Source organism: Mucilaginibacter sp. HD30, assembly GCF_054061755.1.
The window spans coordinates 752,684-769,185 of sequence record NZ_JBSSEO010000001.1 but is presented as its reverse complement, the minus strand read 5'-3'; the positions used below and the strand labels follow the sequence as shown (position 1 = coordinate 769,185).

Annotated in this window: 12 protein-coding genes and 1 pseudogene; 2 read left to right on the top strand and 11 right to left on the bottom strand. The window is 42.1% G+C overall.

Annotated elements, in window-relative coordinates; translation table 11 throughout:
- Nucleotides 1-20 precede the first annotated feature (20 nt).
- Nucleotides 21-2,831: a hypothetical protein gene (locus tag ACVW2L_RS03645; RefSeq protein WP_457126597.1), complete on the bottom strand. Its 2,811-nt coding sequence runs from the start codon at nucleotides 2,829-2,831 to the stop codon at nucleotides 21-23.
- Nucleotides 2,832-2,933: 102 nt separating this feature from the next.
- Between ACVW2L_RS03645 and hscA the strand changes: the two genes are divergently transcribed.
- Nucleotides 2,934-4,790 carry a Fe-S protein assembly chaperone HscA gene (hscA, locus tag ACVW2L_RS03640; protein ID WP_457126596.1) on the top strand — a complete coding sequence of 619 codons (1,857 nt, stop codon included), beginning with the start codon at nucleotides 2,934-2,936 and terminating at the stop codon, nucleotides 4,788-4,790.
- A 407-nt stretch (nucleotides 4,791-5,197) separates the two neighbouring features.
- Here the strand turns inward: hscA and ACVW2L_RS03635 are convergent, their stop codons facing one another.
- The 4 genes from ACVW2L_RS03635 to ACVW2L_RS03620 all read right to left on the bottom strand — a co-directional run bounded on the left by ACVW2L_RS03635 (nucleotide 5,198) and on the right by ACVW2L_RS03620 (nucleotide 9,152).
- Nucleotides 5,198-6,391, bottom strand: a complete 1,194-nt coding sequence (locus ACVW2L_RS03635) for a phosphoglycerate kinase (RefSeq protein ID WP_457126595.1) — start codon at nucleotides 6,389-6,391, stop codon at nucleotides 5,198-5,200.
- Nucleotides 6,392-6,529: 138 nt separating this feature from the next.
- On the bottom strand, nucleotides 6,530-6,973 hold the full coding sequence (locus ACVW2L_RS03630) for a GNAT family N-acetyltransferase (RefSeq protein WP_457126594.1): 444 nt from the start codon (nucleotides 6,971-6,973) through the stop codon (nucleotides 6,530-6,532).
- A complete protein-coding gene (gap, locus tag ACVW2L_RS03625) occupies nucleotides 6,973-7,968 on the bottom strand; it encodes a type I glyceraldehyde-3-phosphate dehydrogenase (RefSeq protein WP_457126593.1) in 996 nt (331 codons plus the stop codon). The genes ACVW2L_RS03630 and gap overlap by 1 nt, the downstream gene beginning before the upstream one ends.
- Nucleotides 7,969-8,048: 80 nt before the next feature.
- Complete coding sequence (locus ACVW2L_RS03620) at nucleotides 8,049-9,152, bottom strand: MraY family glycosyltransferase (RefSeq protein WP_457126592.1); 1,104 nt, start codon at nucleotides 9,150-9,152, stop codon at nucleotides 8,049-8,051.
- A 939-nt stretch (nucleotides 9,153-10,091) separates the two neighbouring features.
- Between ACVW2L_RS03620 and xrtY the strand changes: the two genes are divergently transcribed.
- A complete protein-coding gene (xrtY, locus tag ACVW2L_RS03615) occupies nucleotides 10,092-10,658 on the top strand; it encodes an exosortase Y (protein WP_457126591.1) in 567 nt (188 codons plus the stop codon).
- Nucleotides 10,659-10,843: 185 nt separating this feature from the next.
- Here the strand turns inward: xrtY and ACVW2L_RS03610 are convergent, their stop codons facing one another.
- The 6 genes and pseudogenes from ACVW2L_RS03610 to ACVW2L_RS03585 all read right to left on the bottom strand — a co-directional run bounded on the left by ACVW2L_RS03610 (nucleotide 10,844) and on the right by ACVW2L_RS03585 (nucleotide 16,459).
- A complete protein-coding gene (locus ACVW2L_RS03610) occupies nucleotides 10,844-11,644 on the bottom strand; it encodes an FkbM family methyltransferase (RefSeq protein WP_457126590.1) in 801 nt (266 codons plus the stop codon).
- An 8-nt stretch (nucleotides 11,645-11,652) separates the two neighbouring features.
- Nucleotides 11,653-12,516, bottom strand: a pseudogene (locus tag ACVW2L_RS03605) (glycosyltransferase family 2 protein); the annotation flags it as partial.
- Nucleotides 12,513-13,661: an XrtY-associated glycosyltransferase XYAG1 gene (locus ACVW2L_RS03600; protein WP_457126589.1), complete on the bottom strand. Its 1,149-nt coding sequence runs from the start codon at nucleotides 13,659-13,661 to the stop codon at nucleotides 12,513-12,515. The pseudogene ACVW2L_RS03605 and the gene ACVW2L_RS03600, both read right to left, overlap by 4 nt.
- On the bottom strand, nucleotides 13,658-15,058 hold the full coding sequence (locus ACVW2L_RS03595; protein WP_457126588.1) for an exosortase Y-associated Wzy-like protein: 1,401 nt from the start codon (nucleotides 15,056-15,058) through the stop codon (nucleotides 13,658-13,660). Before ACVW2L_RS03595 ends, ACVW2L_RS03600 begins: the two co-directional genes overlap by 4 nt.
- Entirely contained in the window at nucleotides 15,042-16,214 is a 1,173-nt protein-coding gene (locus tag ACVW2L_RS03590; RefSeq protein WP_457126587.1) for a glycosyltransferase family 4 protein, read from the bottom strand. The genes ACVW2L_RS03595 and ACVW2L_RS03590 overlap by 17 nt, the downstream gene beginning before the upstream one ends.
- Nucleotides 16,211-16,459 carry a hypothetical protein gene (locus tag ACVW2L_RS03585; RefSeq protein WP_457126586.1) on the bottom strand — a complete coding sequence of 83 codons (249 nt, stop codon included), beginning with the start codon at nucleotides 16,457-16,459 and terminating at the stop codon, nucleotides 16,211-16,213. Before ACVW2L_RS03585 ends, ACVW2L_RS03590 begins: the two co-directional genes overlap by 4 nt.
- Nucleotides 16,460-16,502 lie beyond the last annotated feature (43 nt).

Here is a 16,502-nt window from a genome sequence, read left to right as displayed (position 1 = left end):
ATTAAGAAATGTATACGGGATTAAAAAAAGCTTACCGGCAAGATCAACTCTATTCTGTTTTTTCCTAAACCTCCAAAAATATCATCATCCATTAAATAACTGTAACGCAGACCAAATGTAAGCGGGTGCTGGTTAAACCATTTGGTATCAAAATAAAGCTCCGCGCCGGCTGTGCGAAAATCAACACTGAAGGGTGTTCCATTACTAAATTTATCGCTGGCACGGGTATAATCATAAAATAAATTGGCGCGTATCCGCATAAAATAAACCGTTTGCGCAAGCCCGGCATCGGGGTAAAATAATGGCAGGTGATAGTTTATGCCGATCCTGTTCATCTGACGAAGATTTTCTGCCGTGTAGCCTCTGGAGAATGGGAAATTGTTAGAGAAACCTACCGCATTGGTCTGCCCTTTTTCCTGATGGGCCACGTTAATTACCAGGTTATGATTAAGCATTACACCCGGCAAATAAAGCGTTCCATTAGCCAGAAACTGAGTGGCGTTTAAATTGGTGATGGCATGCCGATAACTTAAACTGATGCTTTGACCAAAACGTGGATAAATATGCTGCCTTGCCTGTTGTATGCGGTTGCTAAACGTTATTGAATGATTAAGGTAGGTATAATCACGATCTCGAAAACGGGAGCGGAATGCGTCCTGAATGGTATTGCTGGTATAATACACGTCGCTACCGACAGAAAGTGATGTAATATGCCTGCCGTTGCTGAAGTTTAAGGGCAATCGCAGCCCAACATAAACATCCTTTTCATCAAAATAAATGCGTTCGCCGTTAAACAGGCTGCGCCGGTCAACCGTGTAATTAACGCCGCCTCTTATAAATGGGAACAGCCCTCCATACACCGCGTCAAAACCAAACTGCTTATAGCCTTCATCGCGGTTGTAGTTAAATGAAACCTGCGACTGGAACGTGTTCAGCACATTCTGTCCCACTAAAGAAAGGCTGTAGTTAGGGTCGCTAAAGTCGGGTATCAGACTATGAAAGTTAAATAAGCCATGCGCCTTGCTGTATTTAGAAACGGTGAGTTGCGGTGTCGATGCGTCACTTAATAAATTTGCTGCTGAGTCTTTTTGGAGCACGCTTATGTTGAAGTTGGAAAGCAGTTGACTAACAGGGAATGGTGCTTTTGCCCATTTTGCAGTATTGTTGTTAACCTGGCTTACCTTGTAGCCATTTGCCGTAAACTCAACCCACGCTATTTTACCGGCTGACAGAGCAGGTTGATATTGGTTAAGGCTTGAGTCATCTGCATTAAATTCCAACAGCTTTTCGGTTGCCGGATCAAAAGAAAATAACCTATCGTTTTTACCGGATGTAGCAGAAAAATAGATGAGATTGTCTTTAACAGCAATAAAACCAATTGGGTTATAACCAAACGGCTGCAAGTGTTTAACTGCGCCGGTCTTTATGGTAATAAATGCCAGCGTCATCTCACCTGTTGGGGTTCTAGCAGCCGTTACCAGTGTTTCGTTGTTAAAAAACTTCGGGTAAGTATAGAGTAACTTTTCCGGATTGGGTATTTGGCTAATAATTTTACCAGATGTCGCATCCAAAATATGCAGCCAACTTTGGCCCGCAACCGTTTTCACAGCAACTACCAGGGTGCCATCGGTATTAAAAGCCGGGGCGAAATATTTAGTTGACCGGGTAAGTTGCTGTTCTTTACGTGTGTTGAGATCTAAAATGCGCAGTTCGCTGTAGTCGCGATAGGTCCAGCGGAGATCAGGGCGGTAAGCCGCATAAACAACTTTGCCATTACGGTAATCAAAATAATTATCTAGCGATTGCGAGCGAACACTTACCTTAGTTTCAACACCATTTTGGTTTATGGTAAACTGCGGTAGCTTGTTATAAGCAGATCTAACGTATATGAGTGTACTATCGTTGACATAAGCAGGATACTCCTGGCTAATTACTGAATTATTGGAGGGTTGAGTTGCTAATTTATATTGATATTGTTGTTGAAAATATTTAAGGCCATCAGTGCTGAAATTTTTAAAATTTGACCTCGTATATTTTTTGATAGCACTTTGCATTGGGTAAAATAAACCCTTAAAAGATGCCGCATCGTGAGTAACATTGCGCCAAACATCATTACCATACTTCTCCCTTCCATAAGACACCAGCATATAGCCCATAGGGTACCAATCGGGTATGAAGTCTTTGTAGGAGCCGTTACGCAGCTTCATCCAGCTATAATTTTTGTCGGCTGCCCACAGCGCGCGGTAGCCGTTATAAAAATAAGGCAGCCGGCCCCTGCCCTGCTTACTAACAAGTGTTTCATTATAAACAGCATCGCCTTCAAAAAACCAGTCGGGTATGGATAGGCTGTTAGCCACTGCCTGCCCGCCCTGACCAAAAATGATTGACGCTACCTTTGATAACCCTACATTAAAATTATTGTATTGTTGCACATGCCGGTATTCATGTATAGCCAGCTGAGCTGACCATGGCAGGCTGCCCAGTTCAAAGCTGTTCTGATCTGGAGTTAAATAGAATTCGCTCCTGAATGGTGCCAGGCCAACATACGCGTTTGGGATGGTGGTTTTATCCTGCAAAAGTATGCTCACTCTCTTTTGTTTGCTGCCTATGGTGGGCTGCACAGATGGGTTTATGCGATCAATAATTCCGGCAATGTTAAAGGCCATTGAATCCAGACCTTGAGAGAATATTACCTTTACAGCAGGTGTATTAATTTGTTTCCACTTAACAGACGGCGGGTTGCCGCCGAACTGCTGGGCAACTACCCTTGTACCAGTTGTAATTGACAGCAAAAGAATTAGAAAATACCCGGCAGGCGATTTGGTGTTCATGTTTGTTATGCTACGCAATTTATGCCTTTTGATGCAATTCACAATATCATGACACAGCATAGGGCAAAACTATATACCTTTGCCCCTTGTTAACGTAACACCATGGCTAAAGTTTCTATCAACCTGGCAACAGGCTCTCTACAAAAAGAAGAAATTATTGTAGGTATTGATTTGGGTACAACCAATTCGTTGGTGGCCTTTATCAATCCCGACAAAAACCCACAGGTGATAAACGATACAGGCAAGGGTGTTTTGGTACCGTCAGTTGTGCATTTTGGCGCAAGCGGAGATATCAAGGTAGGTAACGAAGCCAAGAATTACCTGATAACTGATCCGCAGAACACTATATTTTCGGTTAAAAGATTGTTAGGTCGGTCTTACAAAGACGTGGCTAATTACAAAGACTTTTTCTCTTACAAAGTAATTGACGATGACAGCGAGAGCCTGGTTAAAATAAACGTAGGCGATAAATTTTACACCCCTATAGAGCTATCATCACTGATATTAAAAGAATTGAAAGCACGTGCTGAGCACGCGCTTAAAACGCCTGTAAACCGGGCTGTAATTACGGTGCCGGCTTATTTTAATGACTCGCAACGGCAGGCTACCCGCGATGCAGGTAAACTGGCCGGATTAGACGTTTTACGTATAGTGAACGAACCAACAGCTGCAAGTTTAGCTTACGGCATCGGCTTAAATCCTGATGAAACTAAAACCATAGCCGTTTATGACCTGGGCGGCGGTACGTTTGACGTATCTATTATGCAGATCCAGAACGGCATTTTTGAGGTACTTTCAACCAATGGGGATACCTTTTTAGGTGGCGATGATTTTGACCGCGCCATTGTTGACTACTGGATTGAGCAAAACCAACTGAACACCACCGAAGTAAGCCAAAACCGCGAACTGGCGCAGCAACTACGTTTAAAAGCGGAGGAAGCTAAGAAAGCCCTTTCCCACCAAAGTTTGTTTAACGAGAAGGTTGGTGATATTTGGTGCACGTTGGATAAGGTAACTTTTGAGCAATTGATACTGCCTAAAGTGCAGCAAACTATCACAGCCTGCGAGAACGCGCTGAGAGATGCCAAATTAAACGTGAAGCAGATTGATGAAGTGGTAATGGTAGGCGGCTCAACACGTACCGCATTGGTGAAGAAAATGGTATCCAACTTTTTTGGCCGCCCGGTGCATGATGATGTGAACCCTGATGAGGTGGTTGCCCTGGGTGCCGCCATTCAGGCGGATATTTTAGCGGGTAACCGCAGGGATATTTTATTGCTTGACGTTACACCCCTTTCATTAGGTATTGAAACCATGGGCGGGTTGATGGATGTCATCATCCCCCGTAACAGCAAGGTACCTACTAAGGCCGGCAGGCAGTATACCACCTCTAAAGACGGCCAGGTAAACATGAAGATAGCTGTTTACCAGGGAGAACGCGACCTGATAAGCGAGAACCGCAAACTGGCCGAGTTTGAATTGAAAGGCATCCCACCTATGCCGGCTGGTTTACCTAAAGTGGATATTAACTTTTTGCTGAATGCTGACGGTATTTTAAAGATCCAGGCAATTGAGTTACGCTCAGGTGTTAAACAGGAGGTTGAAGTTAAGCCGACCTACGGCATTACAGACGACCAGGTGGAACAAATGCTGATGGACAGCATTACCCATGCAAAAGACGACGTAGCGCAGCGCATGGTTATTGAGGCCCGTACCGAAGGCGAGCAAATGATCTATACTGTTGAGCGCTTTTTACAAAAGAACGGCGAGCACGTTACCATTGAAGAAGCTGTAGAAACCAACAAACTGCTTGATACCTTGAGAACAGAACTAACAGCCGGCGACAAGGACCGCATCCACAAAGCTATTGACGCACTTAACGAGTATACTCGCCCCTTTGCCGAGCGATTGATGGATACCGCCATAAGCCATGCCATGAAGGGAAAGAAAGTAGACTAACATTTGTGAATGAGCGGTTTTATGCGGGTGTTGCAAAAAATATATGCTCGCCATTTGCTAAAAAGGTAATTAACTGATTATTAATAAGTTGCTAATTTTATATACAAGTACTTATTCGTTAGGAAATCAGCTATAAATAGGTTGTAACGTACTTATAATAAGCGTGTTGAAAAACGTCTGCATCGGCGACTTTTTGAGGTTTTTTGCAACACTTTAGCAACAGAATAGCAACACTTTTGCAACAGCGAGGATCGCCGGTTTTAAACTATATATAGTTCAAAACCTAAAGTATTTTAACAAACAAAGCCACCCAAAAAGGTGGCTTTACTGTTTAATTTAAATTGGGTCAACTCATCAGAAACGGAGCATCCTCTCATCCTCCAATGCTACTAATCCTAGTCAACTACTTAGTCCTCGTTAATAGCTTTAACACCGGGCAACTCTTTACCTTCCATATATTCTAACAATGCGCCGCCACCTGTTGAAACATAGCTAACATCGCCAGTCATGTTAAATTTAGATACCGCTGCTGCAGAGTCGCCGCCACCGATCAACGAAAATGCTCCTGCTTCTGTAGCTTTAACAACTGCTTCGGCAATAGCTTTGGTTCCTATTAAAAATTTCTCCATTTCAAACACGCCCATCGGGCCGTTCCATAGTGTAGTTTTTGATTCTTCAACAACTTTGCTAAATAGTTTAACGGTTTCCGGGCCAATATCCAATCCCATCCATCCATCAGGAATTTCGCCGGTTTTGGCTATGCCTGTATTTGCGTTATTGTTAAAATCGTCAGCGGTAACATTATCAACCGGTAATAAAAGGTTTACGCCTTTAACTTTCGCTTTCTGAATTAGATCAAGCGCCAGCTGTTGCTTGTCCAACTCCACTAATGATGTACCTATATTACCGCCGTTGGCTTTAGCAAAGGTATAAGCCATGCCGCCGCCTATTATCAGGTTATCCACCTTATCCAGCAAACGTTCTATCAGCAATATCTTATCAGATACTTTTGATCCGCCCATAATGGCTGTAAAAGGGCGCTCCGGGTTGTTCAATACCTTTTCGGCATTATTTAACTCAGCTCCCATTAAATAGCCAAAGTACTTAGCGTTCGGGAAAAACTGAGCAATTACAGCAGTTGAAGCATGCGCACGGTGAGCTGTGCCAAAAGCATCGTTCACGTAAATATTGCCTAAGGCGGCTAACTTCTTAGCGAACTCGGCATCGCCTTTTTCTTCTTCTTTATAAAAACGAAGGTTCTCCAGTAACAACACCTCGCCGTTTGACAGCTCTTTGGCTTTAGCTACAGCGTCTTCGCCTATACAGTCATCAGCAAACTCAACTTGTTGACCCAACAAGTCTGACAGGTGTTTTATAACATGCTTTAGTGAATCCTTTTTGTTAGGTCCGCTTTTTGGCCTGCCTAAATGCGACATCAATATTACCGCACCACCATCCTTAAGAATTTTCTTTATAGTTGGTAGTGCCGCTGTAATGCGGTTATCGTCGGTTATATTACCGTTCTCATCAAGCGGAACGTTAAAGTCTACACGTATAAGTGCTTTTTTACCTAAAAAGCTTATTTGATCTATTGTTTTCATACCAATTTATGTTTTGAGCTTAGCAGCGGCCAAAATCAGCATTTTAATTCTAATACTCCAATGCTAAGTGAAAATATTAGGTGAGAGATGAGTGACGGTGACGGCAGTGGGCTAATTGGTGTTTGCACCTGCTTGCAATTAGTGTTGCTCTTTCAAATTTACGTACATCACATAATGCGGCCCTATGCCCGGCACTTCAAATTGGGGCGAGATTATTTCAAAGCCCAACCGCTCATAAAACTTAACAGCAACCTGGCGTGCATTGCACCATACGTAGTCCGCTCTGGTCTTTAGCAAATGGTTCTTTGCAAATTCCACAAGCCGGTTACCATTGCCCTTTCCTTTGTAGCCATCAGCCGTAGCCATGCCGCGAAGCTGATAACCCTTGCCTTGGTATTCGCCATAATTTTGAGGGTGAAAAGAAGCGATGCAGATGAGCTTTTCATTATCAAAATAGCCCAGATGAAAATTACCCGGTAAATTATCCGAAGGAAATCGACATTCATCGGGCGTTAATTTTCCTTCGCGCAAAACAACGTTGCGTAACGGTAAAGCCTCTTCAACAGTTATAAACCTAATCATTAATTTAACATGCGTATTTTTTCAACAAGGTCGGCAAGGCGGGCACTATAGCCGCTTTCATTATCATACCAGCCTACTACTTTAACCATATCGCCAACTATTGAGGTAAGCAGCGCATCAAATACACAACTGTGAGTATTATTCAATATATCTGCCGATACAATAGGGTCCTCGGTATATTCTAAAATTCCGTTCAAACCGCCTTGACCTGCGGCTTTAAAGGCCTCATTAATTTGGCCTACTGTTGGTTTTGCTTTAAGCAGACAAGTAAAATCAGTTAGTGATCCGTTAAGAACAGGAACACGAATGCCAGCGCCACCCAGTTTACCTTCCAGATGAGGAAATATCGACGTAATGGCTTTGGCCGCACCCGTAGTAGTTGGTATGATTGATGTAGAAGCCGCCCTTGCCCTGCGCAGGTCTTTATGCGGCGCATCGTGCAGATTTTGGTCGCCGGTCATGGAGTGTACGGTAGTAATGTAGCCGTCAACAATGCCCCAGTTCTCGTCTAATATCTTTACCATTGTGGCTACGTTATTAGTGGTACATGAAGCATTGGAAAGTATTGGGGAACGCAGATCAATAGCATCCTCGTTAACTCCTAAAACTACAGTAGGGACGCTTTTGTCTGTTGATGGTGCAGATAGTATCACTTGCTTTGCACCGGCAGTAATATGTTTTTGAGCGCCAACACTTGAAGTAAATTTGCCGGTTGCTTCAATAACCAGGTCTATCCCTAATTCCTTCCACGGCAATGCCTCGGGTTTAGTTTCGGCAAGGATCTTTATCTTTTGATTATCAACATAAAGGTATTCGTCGTCACAGCTAACATCGCCTTTAAACCCGCCATGTACCGAATCATATTTAAAAAGATGCGCCAGCGTGCCGGTATCCGTAAGATCGTTAATTGCTACAACCTGTATTTCGGGTTTTGTTAAAATACTGCGTAAAAATATGCGGCCTATTCTGCCAAATCCGTTAATAGCTATCTTCATTCTGAAGGCATTGGTTAAAGCCCAAAATTACCAAAAAGAAGGGTTACATTAACACGGCCCTACAAAAACAGACATTAAGATTAAACAAACAAATTGCGCAGCGCAATACTTTCGCGTTCTTTTGAGCGGATAAGGAACGTTACCATCCAGTTAAACAACATGGATATAAAGAATATCATTAAAATAAGGGTGTAGTTGCCCAGGTTGGTAAATAAAAGTGTAATTGCTATAGTAAGGATATTTATTGTAGCAAGTATAAAGGTGGTTTGCAAATGTGTATATCCTAACCGCAACATACGGTGATGGATGTGGTTACGGTCGGCCGTAAAGGGTGGTACACCATTTAAAATCCGTATAAAAAATATTCTTAACGTATCAAATATGGGCCCTATTAAAATGGCCACAGTTAGTGCCGGGGCCGAGTAGATAAGCGGAGAGCCGGAGGTAGAGAATTTATTACCCTCAATAAATTCAATAGCCATAATAACCGAGATCAAACCGATGAAAAGCGACCCGGTATCCCCCATAAAAATCTTAGCTGGATTTATGTTAAACCGTAAGAATCCGGCAATTGCACCAACCATTATGGCCGAAATAAGTGCTAAATGATACTGATGTGTGTACATAAAAAGCGCAGCAAACGAAACATGAGTAATAATGCCTGTTACCCCGGCCAATCCATCTATACCGTCTATAAGGTTAAATGCATTAATTAGCATTATTATAACCAATACTGTTAAAATGCAGCTCATTGTATACGGAAGCTCATATACACCTAAAACACCGTACATACTTGTTAACCGTACATCGCCCCAAATAACTAAAATTAAAGCGGCTATTATTTGCACAACAAGTTTAGTGCTTGGGTTTACCCCCGAAAGGTCATCCTTAAGGCCCATTACAACAAGTACTATAGCCGCTGCCAGTATATAACCTACCGGAAATTTATTATCAATTCTAGAACATAAAAGAGCAACCAGAGCGAAACTCACAAAAATGGCCACACCACCCAGTCGGGGTATGCCATGATCATGCTGCTTCCTGAAATGTCCGATATCATCATATAAATGACGCGCCCGGGCTACATGTAATATAGATGGTATAACAGCCCAGGAAAAACCCATGGACAATAAAAACACAAAAATGGAATAGGACAGTGGATTAGTAAGAAGGATATCGGCCATGAGGTTTATTATAAGTGTTAATATGCTATGTTTTAATTTATAAACATATTAACACATTTGTAATTCGTATTTAAAAGTACTGCACCAATTTTCGTAATGGTTAAAAAATTACGCTATATGGGGAAATAAATCCCCATTTTTACCCATCTGTGTAAATTTCAAACATTTATCAGGATGTTTGAAATTTAATTATTTGGCTCTCACTATACCATTTAAACGCTAAACGTGTTTAGTTAAAAGCAATTACCTTATTGAGATACATGAACCTCAAGATTAATCCACTCCATGCAAAGTGTTAAACTTTGCTCTAAACACCCAATGCATTGAAAATCAACAAATTGTATTAAAAATTCGGATACTGCAGCATCTATTCCCTGTAAACGAAATACCTTTATAAATCCTGATTGCCACCTACGTATTATAGTTTCATTTGGTTTTTACGTATTCCCGAATGTCGTCAGCACTGCTACTTCATTGTTTATAAACGCCTTAGCTAACCAATTACCGCCATTTATCAGTAGAACAATCGTCGGCATTTAATACTCCAACTATACAATAAGTCGCAATTTTAATGCCCTATTAAATGATTTTATGAGATTGACACCAGCAGAGGTATCATCCTACGGAACACAACTTTTGGAGCAATTTACAATAGCACGGATTTTAGGCTTTTTTTTGACCGTTAAAGTGTATAAAAAGCATTTGATTATGTGCGGTGCCCAAAAAAATTATCCGGATGAAAAAGATTGATCAGGATATTTAGTAACTTGGTTTCAGAGCGTAATACAAGATCTAATCTATAGGCAACATGCTTTTTTTTGCATTGCTATCTCGCAAGAAAAATTTGGTGGGAAAACGTAGGTTTGGCGGACTGTTTTACAAAAGAGACATGGTTCATGTCTGATTGCAAATTAAAAATTTAATGAGCTACTTAAACACATGATGATTTTAAAAAGTAAGGCTGTAAAGTTTTCGATAACGTTTATTGCGGTGTTTCTTGCCTTCTATTATTTCAACACAGGTTTCTTTAGTATCACAAGCGCGCAATCTGCAAATTATAATAGCTTTATAGCATCTAATTTTAATTATATACGTTTACTCCGGCACATATTGTTGTTTTGCACCTCGTTCTTTTTACGCTGCGTAGGCTTTAGTAATGTTACAAATGAATATGAGTTGCTGATAGCAGGACGCGGGGGGATTAGGTTAATTTATTCCTGCCTTGGGTTAGGTTTAATGAGTTTTTTTACCGCTTTTGTAATAGCCTACCCAAAGCCGTTCAAAAAGAAGTTAGTTTTTTTAATTGCCGGGCTGGTTATAATTCAGGTGCTTAATGTTTTACGGATGGCGTTGGTAGCGTTGTTTTGGGGCAGGAAAGCTCAACACATAATTGACCACCATATTGTTTTTAATAGCATTATATACATAATTATAGCAATTGGCCTTTATTTTTGGGTTACTGCCAACGGCGATAAAAAAGATGTAAAAGCTAATTTTGCCATTTAATTAATTAGCAAGCTTGTAGTCGGGCTTATAGGAAGATGTGAAATTGGCACTCATTGTCGCTCAGCAGGCAGCTGCGATTGTTAATTCTGCGCTGTCAGACCAGGAGAGAGTCATTATTATCAGAACATTGGCACAATGGAAGGTGCATGCGGTTGGCCAGACCGCCCTGTCATTTAAAAAAGTTGTTAAACTTTCTTCTCAGTTGATTTGGAACGTACATAGATGTCGCCAAATCTGGTTTCGATAAATTTGGGTGAGTTAACAAACATTATCATTTCGTCTGCATTCAACCATTCACCGGCGGAAAGTTCCATAGATTCACCCTCGCTGTAATTAAGTTCAATATCAGCATTGCATTGCCGTATGCGGTTAATACATTCAACAACTTTGTGTGTTAGTTCAGGTACAGTATACTCAAAACTCATCATGGGCACCTTATGCGTAAGCCCACCCAGAACCTCCAATTCGTAACCTTCCACATCAATCTTTATAAAAGCAGGCAGGCCATACAGTGCAATCAGTTCATCTAAGGTGGTCATCTCCATGTCAACAGGCTGGGCGGCCCAGGTATACATATTAAATCTGTCGTCTTTCACAGAACTGATCCACTCTTCAGAAAACGACGACATTGGAGACACATTAGATACGTAAAAAGACTTTATGCCCTTAATCTCCCCTACGCCTTTTTGCACAATGGCTATCTTTTTCCCGAATTTTTTCGTTAAAAAAGCAATACAATCCTGCTGCGGTTCAACAGCTATTACTTTTGCACCAAGCAACAAAAACGGTTCTACACGGTTGCCCATGTTGGCGCCAATATCAAAACACACTTCGCCTTTTTTAAGAAAGGAACTGTAAAAATTGGCTCGTTGCTGTACCTCAGCCTTTTTTGCAGCTGTTATCTGCCTCTGCACTTCAGAAGGAAATATTTGCCTGATGAAGGTGATAGCCGGTTGCGGTAAAACTCGCTTTAATAACGACTTCATCTTCCCGATCGTTGCTTTTTTAATATCTCGCCAATTTTAACATCCACGAGTGTTCTAAACCAGAATCCCTGAAGGAAGTGAAACATCGTACCTGTTCGTCCGTCCAGAAAACCTAACTGAAATATATAACGATATGTAAAATACAACACAGGTCTTATATATCGCGGCAGTTTCCACCACCTTTTTTTTAGCCATGCTGTACGTTCGTCCGGCGAGCCGAAGAAATTATCGGCAACTGTTTGGCTACGTAGCTTTTGCATTCTTTCAATCTCTTCTGTGGCCAGCAGGTCGCTATAACGGTTGTGTTTGGCAATCCAAAAGCTGATATCGTTTTCTTTATGGTTCTGTTCTACAATATAGCCGGTTTTCCATATCACTGTTTTCCCGGGCACCACAATGCGATGATCCATGTTTTCGTTTAGGTCAGAATAGCCGACACCATATCTAAACATTTTTAGCAGGTAAAACGGAAAATAACCACCATGTCTGATCCACTTATTCTTGAAAATAAATTTCCGGTTAAAATAGATTCCATCGGTACCGATATATTCGCCGAGCTCAAATTCTGTTAATAAGGCTTTCAGTTCATCTGTGACAACATGATCAGCATCCAGACAAATTACCCACGGCGTAGTAACAGCAAAACACTTTAAAGCATGAGCCCATTGTTTCGGATGGTTCTGGAAAGGATGTTGCTGAACAATGGCCCCGGCGCCTTCGGCAATGGTAACCGTGCCATCTGTGCTGCCCGAATCCAAAACAAACACAGGCGCCCGCAGATCAACAATAGAAGCCAATAATGCGGGAAGATGTATTTCCTCATTATAAGTGAGTATGATAAAAGAAAAATGCGGGTTTACATACGCACTCATTTTACTTTTTGATTTACTATATCAGCGTATAACATAACGTAACGCCCGGCAAGGGCAGCTTCGTCAAAATCAACGCGGATAATATCCGGTGCGTCTTTCCTTATTCTGCGAATTTTATCCTCGTCAGCGGCAATAGTATTGATAGTCTTGCCTATCACGCCGGGTTCTGCTGCGCAGATCCAGCCCAGATCATGATGAGTGATATAATCTGCAAGACCCACAAAGGGACTTACTAATACTGCTGTACCCTGGCTCAGGCTTTCAATTAACACGTTACCAAAGTTTTCATCCTGTGAAGGTAATATTAATAGGTGATGCGTTGCGAGCAAATCGAATTTATCAACGCTCTGCAAGCCCAGCCATGTAATATGCTCCATTGTGCCGTTTTGTTGCGCCAGTTCTTTTAATTGATTTACATATTCCGCTTCACCGGGACCGGCTATAGTTAGCGTAAATGAAAAATCAAGGAAAGGCAATGCTTTGATCAGTAAATCCACCCCCTTCTTTTCATCAATGCGGGAGAAAAACAGCAAGCGAAAGGCCCCGGTAGATGGCGGATATGATAGGTCCGTTTTTTCTGAGGGCAGTTTGACAAAGTTTGGCAGATTTGATATACTTTTTGGCCTGATGATGTTTAATATCGCTAACTCTTCGCGTTCTGAAGTTACATGGATGTGCGCATGCTCCAGCAATGCTTTGCCGGCAAGCCGGTGGATGATCGCTTTTGCATAGCTGTTCCGCTTAGTGAAAGAATAATCGCTGAGGGTGCCCCTTGGCGAAATGACAGTCTTTATTCCGCGCATCCGCGCAATAAGGCAGGCGCCAAGTGATACCAAGTTCCACCAGGCATGTATATGGATAATGTCAAAGTCTGCGGCATGCACCCATATCTTCCTCAACAGGGCGGGCGAAAGGTGGGTATGATCTCCTGTCAATCGTTTGAAGTAAGTTACCGGAACACCATCTATATCCAACGCCATCCCCGTAGTAACCGCTAGTTCTTCTTTACCGTTAGCTGTGGTGGTATAAACCTGCGTAGCTATTCCAAATAAGCTTAGTTGCTCGCTTAACATAGAAACAGACATGGTTGGCCCTCCGTATATGAAGGCAGGTTTATATGCGGCGCAAATTTGTAATATCCTCAAACCTTTTGCAATATATTACGCGACCGTAAGATCTTAAACACTATCCACATACTTACATAACTCCAGAATACATTATTAATTAGGAATTCAAAGCTTAGCCCTCTCCATAATAATTGAAACAGACCGCTGTAGATCAAAGCAGTACCCAAAACATAGCCTCCAAACAGCTCTTCGGCTTTAACGGCTATAAATTGCGCAACAGCGCCGTATAAAAACAAACACACCAGAATTCCTGTCGCGCCATACGACAGATAGGCGTCTACAATAAACGCAGGTTTGGCAGAAACGCTTGAGTTTTTGTTAACCACACCGGCATCATAAACCCGCTGCATAACTAATTCCTCCGTACTCGGTTTTGACGGCCAAAATATTCTTGGTACCAAGGCAATCCCAGACTGCTCCAATATTTGAAAACCATAGAAATCAATTTTTTCGGGAGTGTTTTTTACAAATTTTGTAAACATGTCCACCTCACTAAAACGGTAAACTAAAAAGTTCCAGTTCGTGTCATCATTTTCATCGTTCAACGCGGCGTCCAGTGCAGCCTGGCTGGCTGCTCCTGCCTCTTCCCCTTCTGCCCAAACGTTCCCACGGAAACTATTTACATAAGTAGGAAGGATAAGGAAGAGCATGACCAACGCCGGAACGAACACAATGGTGACAATTTTTTTATAGTTAGGATAAAGAAAGACTGCTAAAACCAGCACACTTACAATTACCGGTTCTTTGTAACCCGAAGTTAACGCCTGGTAAAAGTTAAAAAAATATAAGCCGAGGCAAATGAGCGTATTGGTATATTTCTTTAAAGGAATGGCAAACGCCAGCGCCAGCGTACCGGCAATAAAGCTTAATGAGCTGCATTGGTAGTAAAATTGCGACAGGCCCGGCAGACGCAAAAACAACAACGAAACCGGGAACAAAATAAGCGCAGTTACTAACAGTAAATTCGCTATCACGTCACCCTCCACATAGTATTTTTTCTTAACAGGGTACTTCATAAATATCAAAATACCGGATACGAAGGCGGCATGGCCAAGGCAATAGTACTGCTGGCATTTAGCGGTTACCACCAAAGTATCTTCGTCGAAAACGAGCAGACCAATCTCTTTACTAAGGTACTTGTATCCTAAAACGTTTAAAAAATAAAATATGGATGAACAAGCCATAAAACCGGCAAAGATGATCTGGACAATAATGATGGGCCGCATTAGTTGTTCTGCGAAGGTCCTGTCATTGGGCAAGGGTTTTATTTTACCGATAAGACTCACATAAAAAATAAAAAACGATCCTAACCATGCAACCAGGTACGAAGCTATGGGAATGGGCTCAAGTACCAATGACATCATCCAGGGCAAAAAAAGAATAAAATGTCTGCCCAGCTTATTTTGTTCGTCCATTGGTTATGTTTATCAATGTCTTTTCTATGGCTGTAGCAATAGCGTTAAAGTTCCAGTCTTTTATTAAGGCCACAGATTCTTTTCCATAACTTACGCAAATGTTACGATCTTTTGTTAGAAAATGAAGCTTTTCTGCCAGGTCGGTCACATTACCTGATTCAAATACCAGCCCGTTTACTTTGGCGCTCACAAGATCTTTCGCACAACCCACCCTATCGGAGACCAATACCGCTTTTCCGCAGGCCATAGCCTCGTTAACTGCAAGTCCCCAGGTTTCTCCGGGCCCGGTGGAAGGAAGGCAAAAAACATCGCAGGCTTGATACACTGCCGGCATTTCAGACTGATTAGTAAAATCTAAAAAATGAACATGCGATTGTCCATCGGCCTTTAATTTCAATTCGGCCTCCAACTCGCCGTTTCCGGCAAACAGCAAATGTACGTTTGGGTCAGCGATTGCCATAAAACCATCCAGTAACAGCAGGGGCGCTTTTTTTGTGCTCAGCTTACCGGCAAACAACACAAGCACGCTATCGGCAGGTATTCCTAACTCACTGCGGATATCCCTGCTATTTGTCTTTTTTGTCGCAAAGCGTTCATTGTCTACCGCATGCGGTGCAAATACCAACTGATCATCCTTTAAACCGTAATGTTTAAAATAAGCCTTGTTGTTACTGCCGACATATAATGCTGCGTCAACGTGCCGGTATACCCATTTTAACAACAGGTATTTTAAAAGCGACCGCGCCGCGCCGGTTTGATCCAGCAGGGTAGAATCTCCGCGAAAAATTACAGGAACCTTGTTTTTAAAATATCTGATAACACCTAAATGGCCGCGATAACTCCAGCCAAATACCAACAAGGCATCGGGCTGCCACGCCGCCACGCACTCAATCAAATCCGGGGTTTTTACGCCGCTAAAATGATGAGAACCCGGTTTTTTTGCCGTATTGTTTACCCAGGTATAGGGATAGCCCTCGGTTAAAGGAATATCCCAGTTAATGGTTCTTTCAAAACCCGGATCATGGCCCAACTGTACAGCATGCTGTCCCAGCGTATAAAATACCATAATTTGTATTTTTTGCCGCTGCTGCAACAGCGTAAAAACCGGTGCATAATATTGTATAGGATGTGTTGTGATAATGGCCAGCCGTTTCATTGCTGTTCGGGAAGTATTGCGCCTGGTGTTTCCTTGCGTGGGTTGAGTCTTATTTTTAAAAACGGTCGTTCCAGCAAGTTGTAACTAAGCAAAGCGATGGGGTAAAGAACCACAGCACTTATAAACGTTGTGGCCATAGGTGCGGCAATTCCGTGCAAAGCAGGAAGATAGGCAATAACCCATCCGGTTATACCGGGGTAAATCAAAGCATGGAGTAAGTAAAAGCTGTAAGAGATTCGTCCCATTTTTTTAAACAACCTGTTTCCCAAAAAACGATGCAATTTTTGA